General features: G+C 44.8%; 23 protein-coding genes and 3 pseudogenes. 17 read left to right on the forward strand and 9 right to left on the reverse strand.

The annotated features are described in order from the left end of the window. Window positions 1-127: 127 nt before the first annotated feature. The 4 genes from coaBC (at window position 128) to lpxM (ending at window position 4,069) form a co-directional block, all read left to right on the forward strand. Complete coding sequence (coaBC, locus tag AACW06_RS14155) at window positions 128-1,342, forward strand: bifunctional phosphopantothenoylcysteine decarboxylase/phosphopantothenate--cysteine ligase CoaBC (RefSeq protein WP_192075563.1); 1,215 nt, start codon at window positions 128-130, stop codon at window positions 1,340-1,342. A gap of 187 nt (window positions 1,343-1,529) precedes the next feature. Beyond that, the gene (gene slmA, locus AACW06_RS14160) at window positions 1,530-2,120 is read left to right on the forward strand and encodes a nucleoid occlusion factor SlmA (protein ID WP_192075564.1); all 591 of its coding nucleotides are present in this window, start codon (window positions 1,530-1,532) and stop codon (window positions 2,118-2,120) included. Between the two features lie 23 nt (window positions 2,121-2,143). Continuing rightward, window positions 2,144-3,091 carry a Kdo(2)-lipid IV(A) acyltransferase gene (locus tag AACW06_RS14165; protein WP_192075565.1) on the forward strand — a complete coding sequence of 316 codons (948 nt, stop codon included), beginning with the start codon at window positions 2,144-2,146 and terminating at the stop codon, window positions 3,089-3,091. 21 nt (window positions 3,092-3,112) lie between these two features. Continuing rightward, entirely contained in the window at window positions 3,113-4,069 is a 957-nt protein-coding gene (gene lpxM, locus AACW06_RS14170; protein ID WP_192075566.1) for a lauroyl-Kdo(2)-lipid IV(A) myristoyltransferase, read from the forward strand. Between the two features lie 110 nt (window positions 4,070-4,179). On the opposite strand, the gene pyrE is transcribed toward lpxM, so the two are convergent. Further along, entirely contained in the window at window positions 4,180-4,821 is a 642-nt protein-coding gene (gene pyrE, locus AACW06_RS14175) for an orotate phosphoribosyltransferase (protein ID WP_192075567.1), read from the reverse strand. Between the two features lie 211 nt (window positions 4,822-5,032). Next, window positions 5,033-5,749, reverse strand: coding sequence for a ribonuclease PH (rph, locus tag AACW06_RS14180; protein ID WP_053309718.1), 717 nt, complete (start codon window positions 5,747-5,749; stop codon window positions 5,033-5,035). Between the two features lie 169 nt (window positions 5,750-5,918). Here rph and AACW06_RS14185 point away from each other — a divergent pair, with 169 nt between their 5' ends. The 12 genes from AACW06_RS14185 (at window position 5,919) to AACW06_RS14240 (ending at window position 18,144) form a co-directional block, all read left to right on the forward strand. After that, complete coding sequence (locus tag AACW06_RS14185; RefSeq protein ID WP_053309719.1) at window positions 5,919-6,785, forward strand: YicC/YloC family endoribonuclease; 867 nt, start codon at window positions 5,919-5,921, stop codon at window positions 6,783-6,785. A gap of 235 nt (window positions 6,786-7,020) precedes the next feature. Then, entirely contained in the window at window positions 7,021-8,238 is a 1,218-nt protein-coding gene (locus tag AACW06_RS14190; RefSeq protein WP_192075568.1) for a tyrosine-type recombinase/integrase, read from the forward strand. A gap of 755 nt (window positions 8,239-8,993) precedes the next feature. Further along, window positions 8,994-9,761, forward strand: coding sequence for a transcriptional repressor AgaR (agaR, locus tag AACW06_RS14195; protein ID WP_192075569.1), 768 nt, complete (start codon window positions 8,994-8,996; stop codon window positions 9,759-9,761). Between the two features lie 424 nt (window positions 9,762-10,185). Then, the gene (gene agaR, locus AACW06_RS14200) at window positions 10,186-10,962 is read left to right on the forward strand and encodes a transcriptional repressor AgaR (RefSeq protein ID WP_192075570.1); all 777 of its coding nucleotides are present in this window, start codon (window positions 10,186-10,188) and stop codon (window positions 10,960-10,962) included. An 8-nt stretch (window positions 10,963-10,970) separates the two neighbouring features. Next, the gene (locus AACW06_RS14205; protein ID WP_170901424.1) at window positions 10,971-12,281 is read left to right on the forward strand and encodes a D-tagatose-bisphosphate aldolase, class II, non-catalytic subunit; all 1,311 of its coding nucleotides are present in this window, start codon (window positions 10,971-10,973) and stop codon (window positions 12,279-12,281) included. Beyond that, entirely contained in the window at window positions 12,278-13,435 is a 1,158-nt protein-coding gene (locus AACW06_RS14210) for an SIS domain-containing protein (RefSeq protein WP_192075571.1), read from the forward strand. Before AACW06_RS14205 ends, AACW06_RS14210 begins: the two co-directional genes overlap by 4 nt. Before the next feature lie 24 nt (window positions 13,436-13,459). Then, on the forward strand, window positions 13,460-13,933 hold the full coding sequence (gene agaV / locus AACW06_RS14215; RefSeq protein WP_170901422.1) for a PTS N-acetylgalactosamine transporter subunit IIB: 474 nt from the start codon (window positions 13,460-13,462) through the stop codon (window positions 13,931-13,933). Window positions 13,934-13,950: 17 nt separating this feature from the next. After that, the gene (agaW, locus tag AACW06_RS14220) at window positions 13,951-14,727 is read left to right on the forward strand and encodes a PTS N-acetylgalactosamine transporter subunit IIC (protein ID WP_192075572.1); all 777 of its coding nucleotides are present in this window, start codon (window positions 13,951-13,953) and stop codon (window positions 14,725-14,727) included. Then, window positions 14,717-15,601, forward strand: coding sequence for a PTS N-acetylgalactosamine transporter subunit IID (gene agaE, locus AACW06_RS14225; protein WP_192075573.1), 885 nt, complete (start codon window positions 14,717-14,719; stop codon window positions 15,599-15,601). The genes agaW and agaE overlap by 11 nt, the downstream gene beginning before the upstream one ends. Before the next feature lie 59 nt (window positions 15,602-15,660). Beyond that, the gene (gene agaF, locus AACW06_RS14230) at window positions 15,661-16,101 is read left to right on the forward strand and encodes a PTS galactosamine/N-acetylgalactosamine transporter subunit IIA (protein WP_192075574.1); all 441 of its coding nucleotides are present in this window, start codon (window positions 15,661-15,663) and stop codon (window positions 16,099-16,101) included. After that, window positions 16,091-17,299: an N-acetylglucosamine-6-phosphate deacetylase gene (gene nagA, locus AACW06_RS14235; protein ID WP_192075575.1), complete on the forward strand. Its 1,209-nt coding sequence runs from the start codon at window positions 16,091-16,093 to the stop codon at window positions 17,297-17,299. The genes agaF and nagA overlap by 11 nt, the downstream gene beginning before the upstream one ends. Continuing rightward, window positions 17,290-18,144: a tagatose bisphosphate family class II aldolase gene (locus AACW06_RS14240; RefSeq protein WP_192075576.1), complete on the forward strand. Its 855-nt coding sequence runs from the start codon at window positions 17,290-17,292 to the stop codon at window positions 18,142-18,144. The genes nagA and AACW06_RS14240 overlap by 10 nt, the downstream gene beginning before the upstream one ends. A 287-nt stretch (window positions 18,145-18,431) precedes the next feature. On the opposite strand, the pseudogene AACW06_RS14245 reads toward AACW06_RS14240, so the two are convergent. The 7 genes and pseudogenes from AACW06_RS14245 to fabR form a co-directional block, all read right to left on the reverse strand. Next, window positions 18,432-18,876: pseudogene (locus AACW06_RS14245) on the reverse strand (RNase H family protein). An 82-nt stretch (window positions 18,877-18,958) separates the two neighbouring features. Beyond that, window positions 18,959-19,159, reverse strand: a pseudogene (locus AACW06_RS14250) (AlpA family transcriptional regulator). A 63-nt stretch (window positions 19,160-19,222) separates the two neighbouring features. Continuing rightward, window positions 19,223-19,740, reverse strand: a pseudogene (locus AACW06_RS14255) (YagK/YfjJ domain-containing protein). Between the two features lie 52 nt (window positions 19,741-19,792). Beyond that, complete coding sequence (locus AACW06_RS14260; protein WP_238336717.1) at window positions 19,793-19,978, reverse strand: YagK/YfjJ domain-containing protein; 186 nt, start codon at window positions 19,976-19,978, stop codon at window positions 19,793-19,795. Window positions 19,979-19,983: 5 nt separating this feature from the next. Then, on the reverse strand, window positions 19,984-20,154 hold the full coding sequence (locus AACW06_RS14265) for a hypothetical protein (protein WP_192075577.1): 171 nt from the start codon (window positions 20,152-20,154) through the stop codon (window positions 19,984-19,986). A 437-nt stretch (window positions 20,155-20,591) separates the two neighbouring features. Beyond that, a complete protein-coding gene (locus tag AACW06_RS14270; protein ID WP_192075578.1) occupies window positions 20,592-20,969 on the reverse strand; it encodes a YijD family membrane protein in 378 nt (125 codons plus the stop codon). Beyond that, window positions 20,969-21,610 carry an HTH-type transcriptional repressor FabR gene (fabR, locus tag AACW06_RS14275; protein WP_053311443.1) on the reverse strand — a complete coding sequence of 214 codons (642 nt, stop codon included), beginning with the start codon at window positions 21,608-21,610 and terminating at the stop codon, window positions 20,969-20,971. The genes AACW06_RS14270 and fabR overlap by 1 nt, the downstream gene beginning before the upstream one ends. 283 nt (window positions 21,611-21,893) lie before the next feature. Between fabR and sthA the strand changes: the two genes are divergently transcribed. Then, entirely contained in the window at window positions 21,894-23,294 is a 1,401-nt protein-coding gene (sthA, locus tag AACW06_RS14280) for a Si-specific NAD(P)(+) transhydrogenase (protein ID WP_192075579.1), read from the forward strand. Window positions 23,295-23,443 lie beyond the last annotated feature (149 nt).

Raw genomic sequence — 23,443 nt, forward strand, 5'->3', positions numbered from 1 at the left:
TTCTTGGTCGACTTTAACTATAGCAATACGTTGAATTTTGATTTTCGTCATTTTTGATGCTTGTTCTACAACCTAACAGTGTCAGTCAGTTGTGGTAATATGCCAACAGAAATATTGGAGATAGACCATGCAAACACTCGCTGGAAAAAAGATTCTGCTCGGCATTAGTGGCGGTATCGCTGCCTATAAATGCGCAGAGCTAACGCGCCGTCTGATTGAACGCGGCGCTCAGGTTCAAGTAGTGATGACTCACGCCGCCAAAGAATTCATTACCCCTCTCACTATGCAGGCTGTGTCGGGCCGCCCGGTTTCCGATAGCTTGCTTGACCCTGCAGCAGAAGCGTCGATGGGCCATATTGAGCTCGCCAAATGGGCAGATTTAGTGCTGCTCGCACCCGCAACTGCTGATTTAATTGCACGCATGGCGGCGGGAATGGGCAATGATTTGCTCACCACTTTGATCCTTGCAACCGATGCCCCTGTTGCGGTATCTCCAGCGATGAATCAGCAGATGTATCGCAATATTGCTACGCAAGAAAACATTGCAACGCTTGCACGTCGTGGTATGACAATTTGGGGGCCAGCAGCAGGTGAACAAGCGTGTGGTGATATTGGCCCAGGTCGTATGCTAGAACCCATGCAGTTGGTTAACCATTGCGAAGCTTTTTTCCAAGCCGATTCTCTACAGACTTCACCTTTACAAGGTAAATCCATATTAATTACCGCAGGTCCAACCCGAGAAGCAATTGACCCGGTGCGCTATATCACCAACCACAGTTCAGGAAAAATGGGTTACGCCATTGCCCAAGCGGCTGCCAAACTTGGTGCTAATGTGACCTTAATTAGTGGCCCAGTCAATTTAGCGACACCACAGCAGGTACAACGTATTGATGTAGAAAGCGCGAGCGACATGTATCAAACGGTAATGCAGCATGCTCAATCTCATGACGTATTTATCAGTTGCGCGGCAGTGGCAGACTACAGACCGCAGATAGTTGCCGATCAAAAGATCAAGAAAACCGACGACAATGAACAAATGACGCTGACAATGGTTAAAAACCCAGATATCGTCGCCAGCGTTGCAGCAATGACAGAACATAGACCGCTTACTGTTGGCTTTGCCGCAGAAACACAAGATGTCGAAAAATATGCACGCAGTAAACTGATTAACAAGAATTTGGATATGATCTGTGCCAACGATGTTTCTGTTGCAGGACAAGGCTTCAACAGTAACGATAATGCGTTGACCGTTTACTGGCAAGGTGGCGAACAAGCTTTACCTTTAAGTTCAAAAGCGGAATTAGCGCGCGCTCTGATGCTATTAATCAACGACAAAATGTAAATGTATCCCAACGTTCTTTGCGTGCTTACTGTCGCGGTTTAAGAACGTTGGGTGCTAAAATCATCACCAAGTTCAATCATTTTCATTTTTACGCTACGCAGTCCGAAGGCTGTCCGTTAAACTAACTAACTTAACGAACAATAACTTCGCTGAAAAAAGCACGTGGTAACTAAAAGGAAATCGGGTCATGGCCGTCAATAAAAAAAACAATCGTCGTGAAGAGATTCTGCAAGCTCTTGCTGAAATGCTCGAATCAAGCGAAGGTGCATCTCGTATCACCACGGCAAAACTGGCTAAACAAGTGGGGGTGTCGGAAGCCGCTTTATATCGCCACTTCCCAAGTAAAGCTCGTATGTTTGAGGGCTTGATTGAGTTTATTGAAGAGTCATTAATGTCGCGTATTAATCGCATTTTGAATGAAGAAAAAGATACCCTCAACCGCATTCGCTTAGTACTGCAACTGATCTTAGCCTTTTCAGAGCGCAACCCCGGCCTAACACGCATTTTATCTGGCCATGCTTTAATGTTTGAAAACGAACGTCTGCGCGAGCGCATTAACCAATTATTTGAACGCATTGAAACCTCACTACGTCAGATACTACGTGAACGTAAACTGCGTGAAGGAAAGTCATTTCCCGTTGATGAAACCATCTTGGCCGCTCAACTGCTTGGTCAAGTTGAGGGGAGTTTGAATCGCTTTGTTCGATCTGATTTTAAATATCAACCTACCGCTAACTTTGAAGAATACTGGGCACTGCTTAGTGCTCAAATTCAGTAGCGGTTTAACAACGAAAGAAAGTTATGAGTAAAGAAAAGTACGGTAAACCTGAATTTAGCTTCTCCTTATTACATCCCAAGTACTGGGTTGTGTGGTTTAGTTTTGGCCTGCTTGCGCTGCTAGTGAACGTGCTACCTTATTCTGTTTTACTCAAAATAGGGCGTAAACTTGGTGCGTTGGGCATGCGTTTTGGTAAAAAACGGGTATTCATCGCACAGCGTAATTTGGAACTCGCTTTTCCACAGAAAAACACCGATGAAATCAATCATATCGTTAGTGAGAATTTCAAAAATACTGGCATGGCACTGATTGAAACTGGCATCACTTGGTTTTGGCCAACATGGCGTTTTGCACGAATTTTAGACATCAAAGATGTCGAAGAATTAAAACGTAAACAGGCTGAAAACAAAGGTGTATTGCTGTGCTGCGTACATGCGCTTAACCTAGAAATCACAGCTCGCGCCTTTGGCGTGATTGGTTTACAAGGCTACGGTGCGTATCGTCCTCATAGCAATCCCGCTTATGAATTCATTCAATATCGTGGGCGCACACGCAATGGCAATAAGCTTATTTATCGTACTGATCTAAAACAGATGATCCGCGTTTTAAAACAAGGCGAGCGTCTTTTCTACTTACCTGACCAAGATTATGGCCACAACAAATCGGTATTTGTGCCTTTCTTTGCGGTAGAAGAAGCCTGTACCACAACAGGGACCAGTATTCTTGCTTACACCAGCAAATGTGCCATTGTTCCTGGCTCTGGTTTTAGGAATGCTCAAGGAAAATATGAAATCATCGCCGACAAATCGATTGATGCCGACTACCCTAAAGATGATATGACCGCTGCTGCGGCCTACATGAATAAATACGTGGAAGAGATTATTCTACGTGCGCCAGAACAGTGGATGTGGCTCCATAAGCGTTTCAAATCTTTACCAGATGAAACGTTAACTAACTCTCGCTATTTGTAACTAGAAAAGGTTTTGCTTTCAATGAGCAACAACGAAAACAGCACTGATAAACATCTACACAACCCCACATTCCAATGGTCTTTTTTACACCCAAAGCATTGGGGGACTTGGCTTGGGATTGTCTTTGCCGCCCTGTTCGCTTTCATGCCCCCAGCATGGCGAGATGGTTTAGCACGAAAATTATCAACCTTTACAGTACGTAAAAATGGCCGTGTGGTACGCCGAGCTCGAGTCAATCTGGAGAAATGTTTTCCAGAAAAATCCGCGCAAGAACGCCAAGCTGTTTTGGAAGAAACGTTTGTCAAAGCAGCACAATACATGCTCGGTTATTCGGAGTTTTTGGTGCGCTCAACCAAACACAATCAAAAACGCGGCATCATGATTGGTGAAGAAAACTTATTGCCATTGTTAGATGCTGGCGAGAACGTGATTATTCTTGCGCCTCACGCTTGGGCGGTTGATTACCCTGCCGTAATGCTCGCGGCAAAAGGTTACAAAGTGACAACCATCATGAAGCCACAGCGCAACCCTATCGGTGATTGGTTAATGCACGTCCAACGCATGCAATATGGTGGTCGTATTTTTGCGCGTGATGCTGGAGTCAAGCCGTTTGTACGTTCAATTAAAGATGGTTATCTGGGCTACTGGCTACCCGATGAAGATTTTGGCGCAGCCAACTCTGTATTCGTCCCTTTCTTTGCCACCGAAAAGGCGACCTTAAAAGGCTTTGGTAAAATGGCACGCTTATCAAAAGCGAAAGTGGTGCCTATTTTACCCGCGTACAATGACAAAACCCGTAAGTATGAGGTGCATATTCTCCCTGCCTTAGAAAACTTCCCTACTGGTGACGAAGAACAAGATGCACGTGCGATGAATAAAGCGATCGAAGATTTAGTCACACCATGTCCTGAACAATACATGTGGAATTTATGGCTATTGAAAACACAACGGGATGGCTCAAAAGTTTACGATAACTGACAATATGAATCGCTAGAATAACTAAGCTAATAACAAATAAGCCCCGAGCGACAAACTCGAGGCTTTTATTTTTCAATAAGTTGCTCTGCGATTAGCGAATAAGTTAATACTTAAATTCCGTACTGCGCACGATACGCTTTTACTGCATCAAGGTGCGCGGCATCCGTACCTTTCTCTTCAAGGTAAGTCACAAGATCCGTCAAACTTACAATCGATATAATCGCGCAACCAAAATCACGCTCTACTTCTTGAATGGCAGAAAGCTCACCTTTGCCTTTTTCTTGGCGGTCAATAGCCACCAAGACACCAGCAAGATCGGCACCGTTAGTTTGAATGATTTCCATTGACTCACGAATAGCAGTACCAGCAGTGATCACATCATCCACCAGCATAATACGCCCTTCTAATGCGCTACCCACTAAGTTACCGCCTTCACCGTGATCTTTCGCTTCTTTACGGTTAAAACAATATGGCGTATCAACATCATGATGATCAGCTAACGCCACTGCGGTAGTGGTCGCAATTGGGATCCCTTTGTACGCAGGGCCAAATAGCACATCAAACTCAATAGCAGAGTCAACCAACGCGGCGGCGTAAAAACGCCCTAAACGCGCCAAATCACGCCCAGTATTAAACAAGCCAGCGTTAAAGAAATAAGGGCTTTTACGACCTGACTTCAAAGTAAACTCGCCAAACTTCAACACTTCTTTCTCTAGTGCAAATTCAATAAATTCACGCTGGTACGCTTTCATGTTCTTCCTCTACGTTTATTCAATAAAACTTAATTAATTTAAACTCTTCTAGGTATCTTCTAAGTAGTCGTGCTTTCCGCTAGGCAACAAGCTTACGAAACCCGTGAGCTTACGTATAGTAAGTGATTCGGGTGAGTAAGCGCAGTTAACAACGCGGAAGGCGCGAATACGACGAAGATAAAAAAATAGCCCCCAAATTGGGAGCTATAAACTATTCTGCCAGAGCCGCTTTCTGCGCCTCAACAATATCGGCAATGCCTTTCTTGGCAACGGCGAGTAAGTCCATCAGCTCTTCGTGGCTAAAAGGTTCGCCTTCTGCGGTACCTTGAATTTCGATCATCTTACCGTTTTCTGTCATCACCACATTCATGTCGGTATCAGCGGCTGAATCTTCCACGTACTCCAAATCACATAAGATGTTTTCACCCAAGATACCAACCGATACAGCAGCAACATGACCTTTCATTGGGTTCTTCTTCAATTTACCTTTTGCTACCAAATGAGCAAAAGCGTCAGCCATTGCCACACTTGCGCCAGTGATTGAAGCGGTGCGCGTACCGCCATCGGCTTGGATAACGTCACAGTCTACGGTGATCATCACTTCAGGCATGGCTTCCAAATCAACCACAGCACGTAGGCTACGAGCAATAAGACGTTGGATTTCCATAGTACGTCCACCTTGCTTACCATTCGCGGCTTCACGACGAGTACGTGAATGTGTTGCACGTGGCAACATGCCGTATTCAGCCGTAACCCAACCTTTACCCTGACCTTTTAGCCAGCGAGGAACCCCTTCTTCAACAGTGGCATTACACAACACTTTGGTATTGCCGAACTCAACCAATACTGAACCTTCAGCATAAGCGGTATAGTTGCGAGTAATTTTAATTGGGCGAACTTGATCTGCAGCGCGGTCGTTTGGACGCATAGTGCATCTACCTTTTATCGGGTGAGACGGAATCGATTGGGGCAAGATTATATAGGATTACACGTCATGGTGCTAGATTAGCGTCCGTCGTGAACCTAGTACCTAAGAGCAGCTAGTGCTAACATATCTACCGTTTGATATTTCATCTTCGTCAGCAAAGGACAAATCAATGATTTACAGTATGACCGCGTACGCGCGCAAAGAAGTTAAAGGTGACTGGGGCACTGCGGTATGGGAAATTCGCTCGGTAAACCAACGTTATCTTGAAACCTACTTCCGCCTACCGGAACAATTTCGTGGTCTTGAGCCTGTGCTACGCGAGCGTTTTCGTAAACGTTTAGCGCGCGGTAAAGTGGAATGTCACTTACGTTATGAAGCCAACCCAGCAGCTAAAAGTGAGTTGAATATTAACGAAGCGCTAGCCAACCAAGTAATCAAAGCGGCCAATCAGGTCATGCATCTAACTGGTGAATTAAGCCGTATTAACCCGTTCCAAATCATGCAGTGGCCGGGGGTAATGGAAACGCCAGAACAAGATATGGACACCATTAATAAAGAATTATTAGCGGCTTTTGATGAAGCGGTGGCTGAGTTTATTGATGCTCGTGGCCGTGAAGGCGACAACATGAAAGCCTTGATTGAACAACGCCTTGATGCGATCAGCGATGAAGTGGTAAAAGTACGCGCGCGCATGCCAGAAATCCTACAATGGCAACGTGAGCGTCTATTTACCAAGTTTGAAGAAGCGAAAATTGAGCTTGATGCCACGCGCGTTGAGCAAGAGCTTATTCTACTTGCGCAAAAATCTGATGTTGCTGAAGAGCTAGACCGCTTAGATTCTCACGTTAAAGAAGCACGTAATGTGATGAAAAAAGGTGGCGCATGTGGCCGTAAACTCGACTTTATGATGCAAGAGTTCAACCGTGAATCAAACACACTAGCATCAAAGTCAATCAGCACCGACATCACTGCCTCCGGTGTCGAACTTAAAGTTCTAATTGAACAAATGCGTGAGCAGATCCAAAATATAGAATAGATTCCCCTCTACTCCACACACTTCCATAAGGCCCTTGTTTATAAGGGCCTTTCTATTTTTACCATCCATATACATCCATAAAATTCATCAACAGCCATGAGCAAACGGGGAGTATCGTGGGTAGAACTTTGCTATTTACTCCCCACCGTAGTATAAATATCACAACATACTCCCCACTTCTGGAGGGTGATGTAATGATAACTTCGACTAGAGCTATAAATTCAAGGAGATAGAGATGGGGAATCTCACCGTCAACCAAGTTAAGGCGATAGTAAAAGATCAAAAAACGGGTCGTCATGCCGATGGTGATGGTTTCTATCTAATGATTCCTAGAATAGGTCGACCATACTGGATGCTAAGGTACACCCTTTTTAAGAAAAGAAAGGAGGTGACTATTGGCAAGGTCGATGAACTTTCTCTTGCAGATGCAAGGTTGAAAGCATCTGAGCTTCGAAAGCAAATAAGCGAAGGGATTAACCCAATTGCAGAAAGAAAACGGAGTAAGCAAGCCGATATACAAATAATCGATGACCTCTTCGAAGACTGGTACAAGGAGCTATCCAAAAGGCTCAAGCATCCCAATATACCTAAGCGTATCTATCAGAAAGAGATCTCTCCACAAATTGGTCAATACACGTTGAAACGTGTCACACCTTTAGATATCCGTAATATCATCCAAATAGTCGCTGACAGTGGCCGTCCCACCACGGCTAACGACACGCTAATGTATTGTAAGCAGCTTTTTAAACACGGTATGAAGATTGGTGTTATTGAGTCTAACCCTGCACTAGCATTTTCTAACTATGATGCTGGTGGCATTGAAGAAAGTCGAGATCGGGTCTTAGAACTGGAAGAGATTAAACATGTTTTTTCCGTCTTCAACCAAAACATTTATAGCTTCAATCGAGACAACTACCTAGCTTGTGCTCTGCTTCTTTGTCTTGGCGTTCGTAAATCAGAGCTAACAGAAGCAAAGTGGACTGAGTTCGATTTAGATAATGCTTTATGGCACCTACCAGCGGAGCGAAGCAAATCTGGCACAGGTTTCACGATTCCGCTTCCGGAGCTGTGCATTAAATGGTTTAAAGAACTACATCAGCGAGCTTGTCGCTCGGAGTACGTCTTCCCAAACAGAAGGGAAAGCAAAGTACCTCACATGGGCAAAGACACACTGAACAGGGCTATTTCAAAGCTATTTGGTCGAGAGCCCGGTCGTAAGGTACAACCACCAAATAAAATGGGCGATATCAAGCACTTTGCGGTTCACGATCTACGCCGCACCTGTCGTAGCCTACTCGCTTCAGTCAAGGTGCCTAGCCATATCGCGGAGCGCTGTTTAAATCATAAGTTGAAAGGTGTCGAAGGTATCTATGACCGGTATGACTATTTGGAAGAGCGCAAAGATGCACTGGAAAAAGTCACCGATCTGGTTAAGAATCACATTGTCATTTAGACATACACATAAGCAAAAAAAGAGGATGCCAGTGGCATCCTCTTTTTAAATGTGCGGACTCATACATAATCTAACAATTTTGATTTAGTAGTACGACAGAATCGCTTGGTGAGCAGTAACACGTTTCTGGACATTTATCAATCGGAGTTAAACCATCATACAAAACCGGTAGCATAATATTTATTTAAACGTAACGCTGGCTCTCCCCATTGTTAGATTGCATAAATATTCAAAAAAGCAAGATTCACATAGTATCCTCGTCATTACTCATACCAACCGTCAGCTATCACTTCAGCTTACTCAAGTACAAGCGTGATTGTCGATGAACAAAGTTATGTCAATCATCATCGCCAAATTCACCTACTGAGGACTAGTTTTCAATCAAAGCGCAGTAAAACACCACCTTATTTACAGAAAGGTTGGTGAGCTTAATAAACTGCACTGCATTTCCTTCGCTCACTAGATTCGCTCTTCAATGTTAAGATCGGAAGCAAGATTGAACACCTCGGTGTCGAGATTGACGATGTCTTAAGGATTTCAGAGAATGGCGAGACGTGAGGAACCATTATTCAATACCCTGAATACGAAAACTACTTTGGTTGGGATTGAGTTAAAGATGAATGCATTGAGACAAACGAAGAGTCTAATTACCTATCTTAGAGAGACACTGCGTTACACCATGAATTAAAGCACTTGTTTCGGCCCTCTGCAGAAATTAGTTAGAGTAAAATGTTTACTTGTCGGAGTATTTCCCTATGACCACCACAACCCAAAGACGCGAAGAGATCCTTCACTACATTCAAAATCACCAAAAAGGCGAAGTTAACCATTTTTCTGAACTTTATAATGTTTCAGAGGTTACGATTCGCAATGATCTCAATTATCTTGAGAAACAAGGCTGTGTAAAAAGATGTTATGGGGGTGCGCTGCTAAATAATCAGTTTGCTTTTGAGCGTCCATTGAATGATAAGAAGCAGCTCAACAGTAGTATCAAAGCTAAGCTCGGGAAATACGCTGCATCTCTTATTGCTGATGGCGATAAAGTCATTCTTGACTCAGGCTCGACGACCGAGCAGATTGCTTACCATCTTGACGCTAAGCATGACCTTGTTGTCATGACCAACGGTATCAATATCGCCTATCACCTTGCCAATAAAACTAATGTCACTGTTATGGTGACTGGTGGCACGATGCGTAAAAATTCCTACTCAGTTCATGGTATCGGTGGAGAAGACTTAGTCACTGGCTATCGGTTCAATAAGGTGTTCTTGGGAGTTGATGGGTTTGATAAATCGGCAGGAATTACGACACCTCATCAAGGTGAGGCTGATATTAACCGGAAAATGTTAGAGGCTGCTCAAACCGTCATTGCGGTAACAGATTCGTCGAAGTTTGACCGTCAAAGCTTTTGTCTGATTGCTCGTCCAGAACAACTGAACATATTAATCACTGATAGCGGTATCCATCAAAGCTATGTCGACCACCTTACAGCATTGGGTGTTGATGTTCGAATCGTCGCATAATCTCACTCCTTAGTATTCCTTTATAAATCTATTTTAGTGCTTATAACGTGATTTTTTGAACCAGCCAAGCTCCGGTTGATTTAGCTGTTATTACGCTATAAAAATTCACTGATGTTCCAGTTTGTGATCTCAAACAGGTTGTATTTCGAAACCTAATCAATTGTGGCGGATTCATTCATTCTTTCAGTTTTAAAATAGTAAAAGTCAGCTTTTATGGTACTTACAAAGTACAAATTTAGACAAAAAGTGAAAGTCCAGCCTTTCACTTTTTGCCAAGTGAAAGGTTTTTTGAGTCCAAACCGAAAGAAAACTGACTGTGATCCAGCTTTCACTTTTCCTCAACCCGTCCTGCTTTAATACCAATCAAAAGGAAATCGAAACATTTCATGCAGAAAATGAAATGTAACGAAAGAGGAATTGGTAGATGACCAGTGCAGAACGAAGACAGCAAATATTGGCATATATATGCAGCCATGGTTCCGGGAAAGTGGACGTGTTTGCAGAACAGTACAATGTTTCTGCGGTAACGATTCGCCATGACCTGAACTTGCTCGAGAAAGAAGGCTGTGTGTTCCGTTGTTATGGTGGCGCTACTCTCAATCCAAACTTTGCATTTGATCAGCCTCTTTATCGCAAAGATCAACTCAATCGCAGTGCCAAGCAGTCCATCGCGCAAGCCGCAGCCGAGCTCATCAATGATGGTGAGGTGGTGATCTTAGACTCAGGTACCACTATCGGTCTCATGCCTCAGTATTTAACTAACAAGCAGCAGCTCGTTGTTATGACCAATGCACTCAATACCGCTTATCAACTTAGCAAGCTAGAGAATATCGACCTCCATGTGGTTGGTGGCAGCCTGCGCCGCGCATCATGTTCACTAACGGGAAATCATGGGGAACAGCAAATTCGCTCTTACCTTTTTGACAAACTGTTTCTTGGCGTGGATGGATTCGATCTGCAAGCCGGTGTGACGACTCCTGATACTCAAGAAGCGCAAGTCAACCGAGCCATGTGTGAAGTTGCTCGCCAAGTCATCGCGGTTACTGACTCAAGTAAATTTGGTCGAAAAAGCTTTTGCATGATCCGTGCAGCTCACCAAATCGATGTGTTGGTAACTGATAGCAATATTCCCCATGCAACACATCGCGCCCTTCTTGAAATGGGTGTTGACGTGATTATTGCCGACCAAACCGTTAACTAGGAATAAAAATGAAAGCGTTACTTTCTCTAATCGAACAGCATAAGCAAGGTCAAGCAACGGGCATTTACTCTGTTTGCTCGGCGCATCCGCTAGTTCTTGAGGCTGCGATTAAGCAAGCTGCACAGGATCAACAACTGGTGTTGATAGAAGCTACCTCAAATCAGGTCAATCAGTTTGGTGGCTATACGGGAATGACACCGCAGGATTTTTCAAACCATGTTCTCGCGTTAGCTGAGCGTCTCGATTTCCCTATTGAGAAAGTGGTGCTGGGTGGTGATCACCTTGGTCCAAATTGTTGGCAAAACTTGTCTGCAAGCCAAGCGATGGAATATTCAGCGCAAATGATCCATGACTACGTTTGTGCTGGTTTTAAGAAGATTCATCTCGACTGTTCTATGCCGTGTGCTGACGATTCATTGCCTCTGAGTGAAGAGGTGATGGCATCGCGAGCCGCACAACTATGTTTGGTTGCGGAAAAGGCTTGGAAAAGCGTAGGTGGTGAAGCCCCTCTATATGTTGTCGGAACGGAAGTACCTACTCCGGGCGGCGCTCTTGAATCGTTGCAGGATGAGTGTATTGAAGTGACTAAGCCAGAACAGGCGTTAGCAACACTAGATGCTCACCATCAGGCATTCAGTGATGTAGGGCTTGGTTATGTATGGCCACGTGTGATTGGTTTGGTTGTTCAGCCAGGTGTTGAGTTTGACCACCATATGGTACACCACTATCAGAGTGATGAGGCTCAGTTGCTGAGCAAGATGATAGACACTCAGCCACACCTTGTTTTTGAAGCTCACTCTACCGATTACCAGAACCCACCGGCATACCACCAACTTGTGCGCGACCATTTCGCCATTTTAAAGGTTGGTCCTGCTTTGACATTTGCTCTACGTGAGGCCTTCTATGGTCTTGAACGAGCAGAAAAAGAGTGGCTTGGAACCCATCATTCTTCGCACCTACGCGACACCATCGAACAGGTAATGCACGAGCAACCAAATTACTGGCGTTCACACTACTCAAGCAAAGGGCATCAACAATACCTTGATTGCAGTTATAGCTTAAGTGATCGCATTCGTTACTACTGGACTCATCCAGAAGTGAAAGCGGCGCAGCAGGCTTTGTTTGACAACCTAACTGTCCATCCTTTGCCAGTGACAATCCTTAGCCAATATCTGCCAAATCAGGCTAAGGCCATTTCTCAAAATCAAATTCAAAATCAGCCCGCAGAGATTGTTATGCACAAGATTATGGAAGTGACGCAAGTCTATTCCGAAGCCTGTTATGCAAACATCGTGGCTAGCAAGGAGACTATAAAATGAGTTCATTTCTAGGCTATGAAGTTCCATGGTTAGAGCAACACAATGGTGTTCACACTGCTCAGGAAATTAGCCATCAACCTCGTTTATGGCGTGCACTGTCTGCAATATTAGAGCAGCAGTATGAAGCAGTGAGTGCATTTCTTACTCCACTGCTGCAACGCTCTGATTTGAGAATAATTTTGACAGGAGCAGGGACCTCTGCCTTTGTTGGTGATGCGGCAGCCCCATTTATTCAGCAAGGACTGGGCTTCCAAGTGGTGTCGATTCCAACCACCGATTTGGTTTCAAATCCCCAGCAGTATCTTGACCCATCGCGCCCGACTTTGTTGGTTTCTTATGCTCGCTCTGGCAACAGTCCTGAAAGTGTTGCAGCGGTAGCACTGGTCGATCAGTTGGTTACTGACTGTCATCACCTGTTTTTAACCTGTAATGGAGAAGGTGAACTTTCTCGCTATGCCCAAACGGCTGACAATGCTTACTGCATGCTGATGCCTGAGGGTTCAAACGATAAAAGCTTCGCTATGACTTCAAGTTTTACTTGCATGCTTATGGCAACGCTAACGTTATTAGGCGGTCAGTCCCCAAGCCAGTGGAACGAACAAATTGAAGCGACAGCCACATTGTGTGAGCACAAGCTACATCAGTGGCAACCCACCATTAAAGCGCTTGCTGATCTTCCTTATGAGCGTTTGATCGTTCTGGGCAGTGGTGGTTTTGCTGGATTAGCCCGAGAAGCTTCACTGAAATCACTAGAGCTAAGTGCGGGTAAAGTAATGACGACATTCGATTCCTCACTTGGTTTTCGCCATGGTCCAAAATTTACGATTAACGAAAAAGCAATCGTTATCCAACTGCTGTCCAGTCAGGCGTATACGCGCCAATACGACATGGATCTGTTCAACGAAATTCGTCGCGATAAACAGGCGCTTAGCCACGTTGCAATCTCAGAAATTGCTCTTAACGAAGAAGATGTCTTTGAACTTGGGCGACTAGGCTTGGGCGATCAGTGGCTCTGCTTCCCATTTATTCTCTTCTGCCAGATGTTGGCATGTGAAAAATCACTTCAGCTTGGCTTAGGGCCCGATAACCCTTGCCCAACTGGAGAAGTAAACCGTGTGGTGCAAGGCGTCACCATCTACCCATTCAATCAGTAAAGATTTCTATAAGGACATTAGACCATGCCAAATATCGTTTTAAGTCGTATTGATGAGCGCCTTGTTCACGGCCAAGTGGGAGTGCAGTGGGTAGGTTTTGCCGATGCCAACATCATTGTTGTCGTGAATGACGAGGTTGCTGAAGACAGTATTCAACAAAACCTGATGGAAATGGTGTTAGCCGATGGGATCGCTATCCGTTTCTGGTCAGTGCAGAAGACGATCGACACCATCCATAAAGCGTCTGATCGTCAACGAATTCTTCTTGTATGCCGCACACCAAAAGACTTCCGCCAATTGGTCGAAGGTGGCGTACCCATTAGCAATATCAACGTAGGGAACATGCACTACGTAGAAGGGAAAAAACAAATTGCCAAAACGGTTTCAGTCGGAACTGAAGACGTGGCGGAATTTGAAAAACTAAAAGCACTAGGAGTGAAATGCACCATGCAAGGTGTACCCACTGAAAGTGCCACAGACCTCTTTACTCTTATCTAATAATAAGGACACCAACCATGGAAATAGGACTCTTACAGGCATTGATGCTCGGCATCTTAGCCTTCTTTGCTGGCCTAGATTTATTCAACGGTCTCACTCACTTCCACCGCCCTGTAGTACTTGGGCCGCTTGTTGGTCTAATTTTAGGCGACTTGCAAACAGGTATCTTAGTCGGTGGTACGCTAGAACTGATTTGGATGGGTCTTGCACCGCTTGCAGGCGCTCAGCCACCAAACGTCATCATCGGTACCATCGTCGGTACGGCTTTCGCTATCACCACAAAAGTTGAACCTAATGTCGCGGTTGGTGTCGCGGTACCTTTTGCAGTCGCTGTGCAAATGGGTATCACTCTACTCTTCTCGGCAATGTCAGCGGTCATGTCTAAGTGTGATGAGTACGCTCAGAATGCAGATACTGATGGTATTGAACGCGTTAACTACATTGCATTAGCTGTACTGGGTACTTTCTACTTCTTATGCGCATTCTTACCAGTCTACCTTGGAGCTGAACACGCAGGAAAGATGGTTGAAATCCTACCGAAAGATCTTATCGACGGTTTAGGTGTCGCGGGTGGCATCATGCCTGCCATCGGTTTTGCTGTTCTGATGAAGATCATGATGAAAAATGCCTACATCCCGTACTTCATTCTTGGTTTTGTAGCCGCAGCTTGGATAGAACTTCCAATATTAGCTATTGCTGCTGCTGCAACGGCTATGGCAATCATCGACTTTATGCGCAAAACCGAACCAACACCTGTAACTGCACCAGCTGAGGACTTTGAAGATGGAATCTAATGTAAGCAACGAACTCGACCTCCGTAGCCAAAACGCTGATGTGCAACCCGCTCCAGGCGTGGCTCAAGATGAATATGAAAACAAGGAAATTGGCACAGAGCTAACCAAAGCGGACATTAACCGCATGGCATGGCGCTCACTACTGCTCCAAGCATCTTTCAACTACGAACGTATGCAGGCTTCGGGCTGGCTGTATGGCTTACTCCCTGCACTGAAAAAGATTCACACCAATAAAGCGGACCTATCTAAGGCAATGCAAGGTCACATGGGCTTCTTCAATACCCACCCATTCTTGGTGACATTCGTTATGGGTATCGTACTGGCGATGGAACGTTCAAAACAGAACATCAACAGTATCCAAAGTACCAAGATTGCGGTTGGTGCACCCATGGGTGGTATCGGTGATGCGATGTTCTGGCTAACCCTTCTTCCTATCTGTGGTGGTATCGGTGCTGACCTTGCGCTGCAAGGCTCGATCATGGGCGCAGTGTTCTTCATCGTACTGTTTAACGTGGTGCACTTTGGTCTTCGTTTTGGCTTGGCACATTATGCGTACCGAATGGGGGTCGCCGCCATTCCAGTTATTAAAGCAAACACCAAAAAGGTAGGGCATGCCGCATCAATGGTCGGGATGACGGTTATCGGTGCTTTAGTTGCAACATACGTTCGTTTGTCTACAACTGCAGAAATCACAGCGGGTGATGCTGTGGTTAAGTTGCAGGGCGACGTTATCGACAAGTTGATGCCAGCATTCTTACCACTGGTTTACACCTTGACCATGTACGCATTAGTTAAGCGCGGCTGGAGCCCTCTGAAGTTAATCGGTTTGACTGTGTTACTCGGAGTTGCTGGACGCTTTATGGGCTTCTTGTAAGGCATTGTTAACAAAAGATAAACGGGGCTGAGCGTTCAGCCCCACTAAGGAACATAAAAATGATTGCAGTAATTTTATCTGGTCACGGTGGCTTCGCTTCAGGTTTAGCAAAAGCGGTGTTTCAAGTTATTGGAGAGCAACCTCAGTTCAAGTTTATCGACTTTCCAGAAGAGGCCACTACACCACAACTTGAACAAGCAATGCGTGAGGCGATTGAAGAGGTCGATTCTGGCGAAGGTATTGTTTTTCTGACTGATTTATTAGGTGGTACGCCTTTTCGTACCGCATCACTTCTAAGTCAAGAGCGAGATGACATTGAAGTTGTTACAGGCACCAATATGCAGATGGCAGCGGAAATGCTGCTGGAACGTGATGAGCTAAGTCTGGTTGAGTTTCGTCAGCAAGCGGTTGAATGTGGCTATCGTGGAATCACTTCATTGGCGGCGGAAATGGAACAAAAAACGCTAATCGCGGGTACGGTAGAAGAAGATGGAATCTGAACAACACACTAATGTGAAGCGGAGCTATCGTGCTCAGCGCATATTACATGGTGATAACTGGCTTACCGATGCCTTAATTACCGTCAATGGTGATGGAGTTATTGTTGCTATCGAGCCATTTGAACCTCGGCAGCATGAAGGTTTTATAGATTTGGGCGCAGTGAGTTTGCTTCCTGGCATGATTGACAGTCATGTCCACGGGGCACAAGGCTGCGACGTCATGGATGCCAACCATGATAGTCTAAATACTATGTCACGTTACTTTGCAAGTCTTGGCGTTACAGCCTTTGTTGCTACAACCGTGACAGCGCCAGTGGCAAAGATTCGATGTGCGCTAAAACAAGTTGCGAAAAGTAAGCGGCAGGGCGTTGACGGTGCTGAGCTTCTTGGGGCGTATTTAGAAGGGCCATATTTTACAGAGAAAAATCGTGGCGCACACCCTACAGCATGGTTTCGAGATTTATCAGTTGAAGAGCTTGATGACTGGATTTCTTATAGCGATAACCAGTTACTTAAGGTCGCTCTGGCTCCCGAAAAGACAGGGGCTTTGAAGGCTATCCGCTACCTCAATGAACAAGGCGTGCGAGTGATGCTTGGACACACTGATGCCAGTTACGATCAAGTTCAGAAGGCTCTCGATGCAGGGGCATGTGGCATCGTCCATTGCTACAACGGTATGCGTGGTTTGCATCACCGCGATCCGGGCGTGGTTGGTGCCGGACTTCTTAATCCTAACAGTTATGTAGAGATGATCGCCGACGGCCATCATGTTCACCCTGCGGCTATCGACGTCGCTCACCGTTGCTGTGGCACTCGCATGACATTAATTACCGATGCGATGTGTGCAGCGGGCATGCCAGATGGTGAGTACACCCTTGGCGAATACCAAGTGCAAATGCGAGATGGGGTCGTCACAACAGATTCTGGCAGTCTAGCTGGTAGCACACTGACCTTGCTAACGGCAGTACAAAACATTCAGCGCTGGCTCAACATTCCACTTGAGCAAGCGTGGCTGATGGCGTCTTTGACCCCAGCTGAATCATTAGGCTTACAACATCAATTAGGCACTTTAGAAATGGGTAAACGCGCTTCTATGGTGGCAATTCAATCAGATTTCTCAATTACAAAAACTTGGGTTAACGGACGTCTTGTATTCGAAACTAAACCCGTACCAAGTCAGGAGGCTTTATGTATCTAATATCTTCTCGTGAAATGCTAAAACGTGCTCAACTCGGTGGCTATGCAGTTCCTGCATTCAATATCCATAACTTAGAAACAGTACAGGTTATCGTCGAGACAGCATCAGAGATGGGCTCTCCCGTGATCCTTGCTGGCACACCTGGCACTTACGATTATGCAGGTACCGATTATCTAATTAGTATCTGTAAAGAAGCTGCGCATAAACACTCAATCCCACTCGTTTTGCACCTTGATCACCATGAAGATCTGCAGGATATCCGCACTAAGGTGGATCACGGCATTCGCTCTGTGATGATCGATGGCTCTCATCATGCCTTCGACCAAAACATAGAAATCGTACGTTCCGTAGTTCAATACTGCAACCGCTTTGACGCGAGTGTTGAAGCTGAGCTGGGTCGTTTGGGGGGACAAGAAGATGACCTGATCGTCGATAGTGCCGATGCGCTAATGACAGATCCTGCATCGGCAGCAGAGTTTGTGCTTCGTACTGGGATTGACTCATTAGCAGTGGCAATTGGGACAGCCCACGGCCTGTACAAAGCAGAACCAAAACTTGATTTTGACCGTCTGGACAAGATCCGTTCAGTGGTTGATATTCCGCTTGTTCTACATGGTGCTTCAGGTGTGCCTGATGAGATGGTTCGCCGCTGTATTGACTTAGGTGTGTGCAAAGTCAACGTTGCAACTGAACTGAAAATCGCCTTCTCAAATGCTGTTAAGCAGCATTTTGCTGAGCATCCGGATGCGAATGATCCGCGGAAATATATCACTCCAGGTAAAGCAGCGATGAAACAAGTCGTGATGGATAAGATTCATATGTGTGGCAGTGAAGGGAAACTTTAACTTCTACGTAATTTGGTAAACTCCCCCTATAGCGTGTTTACCTGGGTGCTAGGATTTCTAGCACCCTTTTATTCTTTGGTGTCAGCTAGAGTCCAAGAAAGCATAAACATTATCCCCTTCGTAATAAACTTCAAGGAAACAGTTTGTTAGAAATAACTACTACACGCTATCACCTGTCACACTCCTATCGTATCCACCTTCAGATATATGTTATCTAGAAAAACGCAAATAACAGACAATAGCGGCTTGTAGGTATAAATCTAAACCCTACAAGCCGTATTGTTACATCAATCGATATCGCTTCTCGCTGCATCAACTGCTAACGAATCCGCTATTTCATTCCCTCTAACACCAGAATACGCTTTGACTTTAAGTACCTCAACATACTTTCTAGAACGTAATTCATCGACTTGCTGCCAGAGCTGGCGGTTTTTAACCGGTTTCTTATCCGCTCAACACCAACCTCGGTCTTTCCAATCATCCATCCAGATGTTGAAACCTTTCACACAATAATCGCTGTCCGAATAGATAACATCCCCATCTTCTGCGTATTCTAATGCTTCAATTAAGGCCAGTAGTTCTAGCTCAGCATTGTCGGTTTTTCGATTGATAGTAAAGCTCTCTTCATGAACAATCTCATTGTCTTCATTCATGAACCAGCCCAATGCCACCTCGTGTACATCCGTGTTGGTTGTTTGGTGCAGCGCCGTCTACGTAAATTGAATAACTCATTTTTTATCTCTCTCTAATTACAAAAAGGGCACATGACTTTGCTTAGCCAGCGCCCCTTTGATGATGTGATTTGATGTTTGTGTTACTGAAAGGATTCTTGGTTGTCTCGCAGTGCTAGACGTTGCTCCATCCATTCCTCGATTTCACTTTCTACCCAAGCCACGGCACGCCCACCGAGTGGCACACCTTTAGGAAAGTCGGTTTCATCAGCCATGAACTTGTAGATAGTGGAGCGGCCTAGTCCTGTTAGTTACATCACTTCTTTTAGTCGTAGAAATCTCATGGGAATTGTCTCCTGTGTATATACCAATGGGATAAGCAGCTATTGTAAAAAAATGCAGTCGGTCTAATCTGAACTAGAGCCAAAGAAGTAACGCGCTTCTTTCCATGCTTCAGCAAGATTGCTCATCCGCTTAAAGACACTGTTCTTTATGTTAGTGTCAGTGCTCTTACAGCGTGTACCCAAGCTGTTTTCAGATGCCCCACAATTTCGTTACGCTTCTCCATGTAAATAGCATCACCAAAATTCTGCTTATAATCAGTAAACAACATCACTTGATAATGGTGCGAACGGCTATCCGCTCGCTTACGCCACACGTAATACAACGAATCGATGTTCAGGTTCTCTTTTAGGATTTCAAAGTAGTCCTTAAGGGTACTGAGATCAGTGTCTTGATGGTCTTTAGGCTGGTATAAGTCCAAACGTGTAGCGAGAACGGTTTCAAACTGACTGAGTGCCTGTTCAAAGACATCGACCATCGAGGTCAGTGCTGACTCGTATAACCCCTTGTCGCTGTAATACAGCGGGTAATCTTCAAAAGTTCTATCAAGGGTAATGCTTGGGAGGTAGGTTCTATTCGCCATGAGTAATGCCTTTGGTGTGTGAATGACATAGGCATTGCTCGCGTTGTATTTTTTAAGGTGAGTCGTGACTGCAACCGAAACAACGCATATTGGACTTCGTAAAATAACTTAATCGATAGAAGAGTTCATTTAGCTGCAATGGAAATCTCTCATCACCTTTCAGAAGCTCATAAACGTCATCAGCAGGGGAATAGGGAATACGCGAGCCCTGACCATCTTCTACCGTAGTCGGCTTCAATAGCCCTATTTACCTATGGTTGGAAAAACCGCATAAGCACGAGCAGTAGAAAACATCTGTGCAGTTTCTGGTGCAGACTTGAAGTTAGCGACGGTATCGTTGTAGTCATCAGCCAACGCTTGAGTGGAAGTTAAGGTTGCGAAAATCGCCATAATAGAGAATAGTTTACGTAACATAGTATTGACCCTCGAAAAAGAGGTAGGAAAAGCGGACTGCCAATAAGAAATGTTAGTTTTTGTCATTGGTTAGTAAGTTTAAATAGGCCTGCTCTTACTACAAATAATACCGCTATCTTAACCCGAGATAGACTGTTCAGCTATTGGTTTACCGACCCAAGTACACCAGATATGTGTGGCTGACTGAGGATACCAGCACGATGAATGTTATTTTCATTGCAATCGAATAGTAACATCGCAACTATCGATGCCAACGCTATCCATCAGTCCTCCTAACCAAACAAAGAGCACTAGCATAATGACAGAAATGAGCATCACCACCCATGGTAAGGAACACATAAAGATCCTGACCAATTCGTAACAACGGTCAACACTGCCGACTCAGCTATTGCTCTTTAGTGTAGCGTTATTGATTTCTATCGTAACATTTTAAAATACTATCCAACTCGTGGCTTACCAACGAAGCCTAATTTTTTCCCAACCCACAACAGCAGTGATAACGACACTAAAATAGCGAAGAAATTTGAACCTGCATCCGGATACTGGGCTTTAATAAATGCAGAGTGGCCAAATGCGCCGACAAAGAAACACGCTAGCCCCACCAAAGGAATATCTTCAGCAACAGGATTTCGCAAGTATTCTTGATAAAGTGCCTGTACGGAAAGCACTAAGGCAATCACAGGGAAAATTGAAAAGGATACGTCAGTCATTGTTATCCAAGACAACAAAGCGTCACCACAAATACCAGCAACAACAGCCAGTACTAGTGTCTTTCTTTCTGAGCCACGGTTGGTCATGCTGTTTTCATTCGACATTACTCTATCCCGCCTTTTAGTCGATTACGTTCACGTTCTTTGCGATACCAATACGCCCCTTTGGCTAGCATTCGCAACTGCATGATCAAACGTTCAGCGAGTTCATCTCGCTCACGTCGATCTAAATCTAATGCTTCAGCACCAGAACTAAACACCAAAGTAACCGATGATTCAGCTTGAGTAAATGCCTCTTCTCGGCTCATGCCTGTCGTCATTAAATACTCGGTTAATTCAGCAGAAAAGTGCTGTATTTCTCGTGCCACCGCGGCACGAAATTCAAAAGAGGTTCCCGAACGCTCACGCAGTAATAAGCGAAAAACGTTAGGGCTGCTTTCGATAAATTCCATAAAGGTTTCTACCGAAGTACGGATAACACTGCCTTCTTTGACAATGCGTTGACGAGCTTGGCGCATTAATTGGCGTAATAACAATCCACCTTCGTCAACCATGGTTAAGCCTAACTCATCCATATCTTTAAAGTGTCGATAAAAAGAGGTTGGCGCAATACCCGCTTCACGTGCGACTTCTCGCAGACTTAAGTTCGAAAAACTACGATCAGCGCTAAGCTGACTGAATGCCGCATCAATTAATGAACGACGTGTCTTTTCTTTTTGTAATGCGCGGATTCCCATTGATTTCATATGAGTCGGTTCTCTTTTAATCTCTGAGGCATACTATAACGTGATTAAGAGTGTTGTCTAAGCCACAAAACTGACCTCTTTGAAGGAAGTGACAAATTAAACGGCAACATGAACAATTTTCAACCACTTCTAAAGAAATAAGCGAAAGTCACACCATAAAATAACGTTTTTATATAATCCGCGTGATCCTCTCCACTCTCTCACTGCAACATCATTTACCACACTCCAAGATCAGTTAAAATCTCGCTACAGCAATGTTAAATAAATACAACAAGGAATAGATATGGCTAACATGAACCACTTTGATGTCATTGTCATTGGCAGCGGCCCTGGCGGTGAAGGGGCTGCAATGGGATTAACCAAAGCCGGGTTGAATGTCGCCATTATCGAAAAAGAGAGCAGTGTCGGTGGAGGCTGTACGCATTGGGGGACAATCCCATCCAAAGCTTTACGCCACGCGGTGAGTCGTATTATTGAATTTAACAGCAATCCCCTATTTTGTGCCAATAACACCAGTTTACACGCCACTTTTTCTGACATTTTAGGTCACGCAAAAACCGTTATTGATAAACAAACTCGCTTGCGCCAAGGCTTCTATGATCGCAATGAATGTACCTTGATTTTCGGCACAGCAAAATTTACGGGGAGTAATACCGTTTCAGTCACGCAAAGCGATGGCACTGTCGAACACTATACGGCTGATAAATTTGTCATCGCCACTGGTTCGCGCCCTTATCGACCTACAGATGTTGATTTCAGCCATGAACGCGTTTATGACAGCGATTCTATCCTTTCTCTTAAACATGACCCTCGCCACATCATCATTTACGGTGCTGGTGTTATCGGTTGTGAATACGCTTCGATTTTCCGTGGATTAGGTGTCAAAACCGACCTAATTAACACCCGTGATCGCCTATTGTCATTTCTAGATAACGAAACCTCCGATGCTTTGTCATACCACTTTTGGAACAGTGGTGTTGTTATTCGCAATGATGAAACGTATGAGAAAGTAGAAGGCACCGAAGACGGAGTCATTATTCACCTTCAGTCTGGCAAAAAAATGAAAGCCGATTGTCTGCTTTATGCTAATGGACGTACTGGTAATACCGATAAATTAAACCTGGCCGCCGTCGGTTTAAGTGCCGATTCACGGGGCCAGCTTGCCATTAATAGCAATTACCAAACAACGGTTGAACATGTTTATGCGGTGGGTGATGTGATTGGCTACCCAAGCTTAGCAAGTGCTGCGTATGATCAAGGGCGCTTTGTTGCTCAAGCGATTACTCAAGGGCAAGCGCAAGGGCACCTCATTGATGATATTCCTACCGGTATTTACACCATTCCAGAAATTAGCTCTGTTGGGAAAACAGAACAAGAGCTAACCGCGGCCAAAATTCCATATGAAGTAGGCCGTTCTTCTTTTAAACACCTAGCTCGCGCGCAGATCGCAGGAAAAGACATCGGAAGTTTGAAAATTCTATTCCACCGCGAAACCAAAGAAATTTTAGGTATTCACTGCTTTGGTGAGCGTGCCGCTGAGATCATCCACATCGGCCAAGCCATTATGGAGCAAAAAGGCGAAGCTAATACTATCGAATATTTCGTTAATACTACCTTCAACTACCCAACTATGGCTGAAGCCTATCGTGTGGCGGCGTTGAATGGGCTTAACCGCCTATTCTGAATTAGCGGTATGTTGAATGTAATTAACCTGAACTCGGGATAAAAAAGAAGGGAACTAAAAGCTGGTTCTGCGATCAGATCTTTCGACCAAGAGAGAACAATCGCAAAGGAACCAGCTATGCATAAACTAGTAGACTTATTTTGCCATGT

This window comes from Vibrio sp. S12_S33 (assembly GCF_963889785.1).
Taxonomy (GTDB): domain Bacteria; phylum Pseudomonadota; class Gammaproteobacteria; order Enterobacterales; family Vibrionaceae; genus Vibrio; species Vibrio aestuarianus.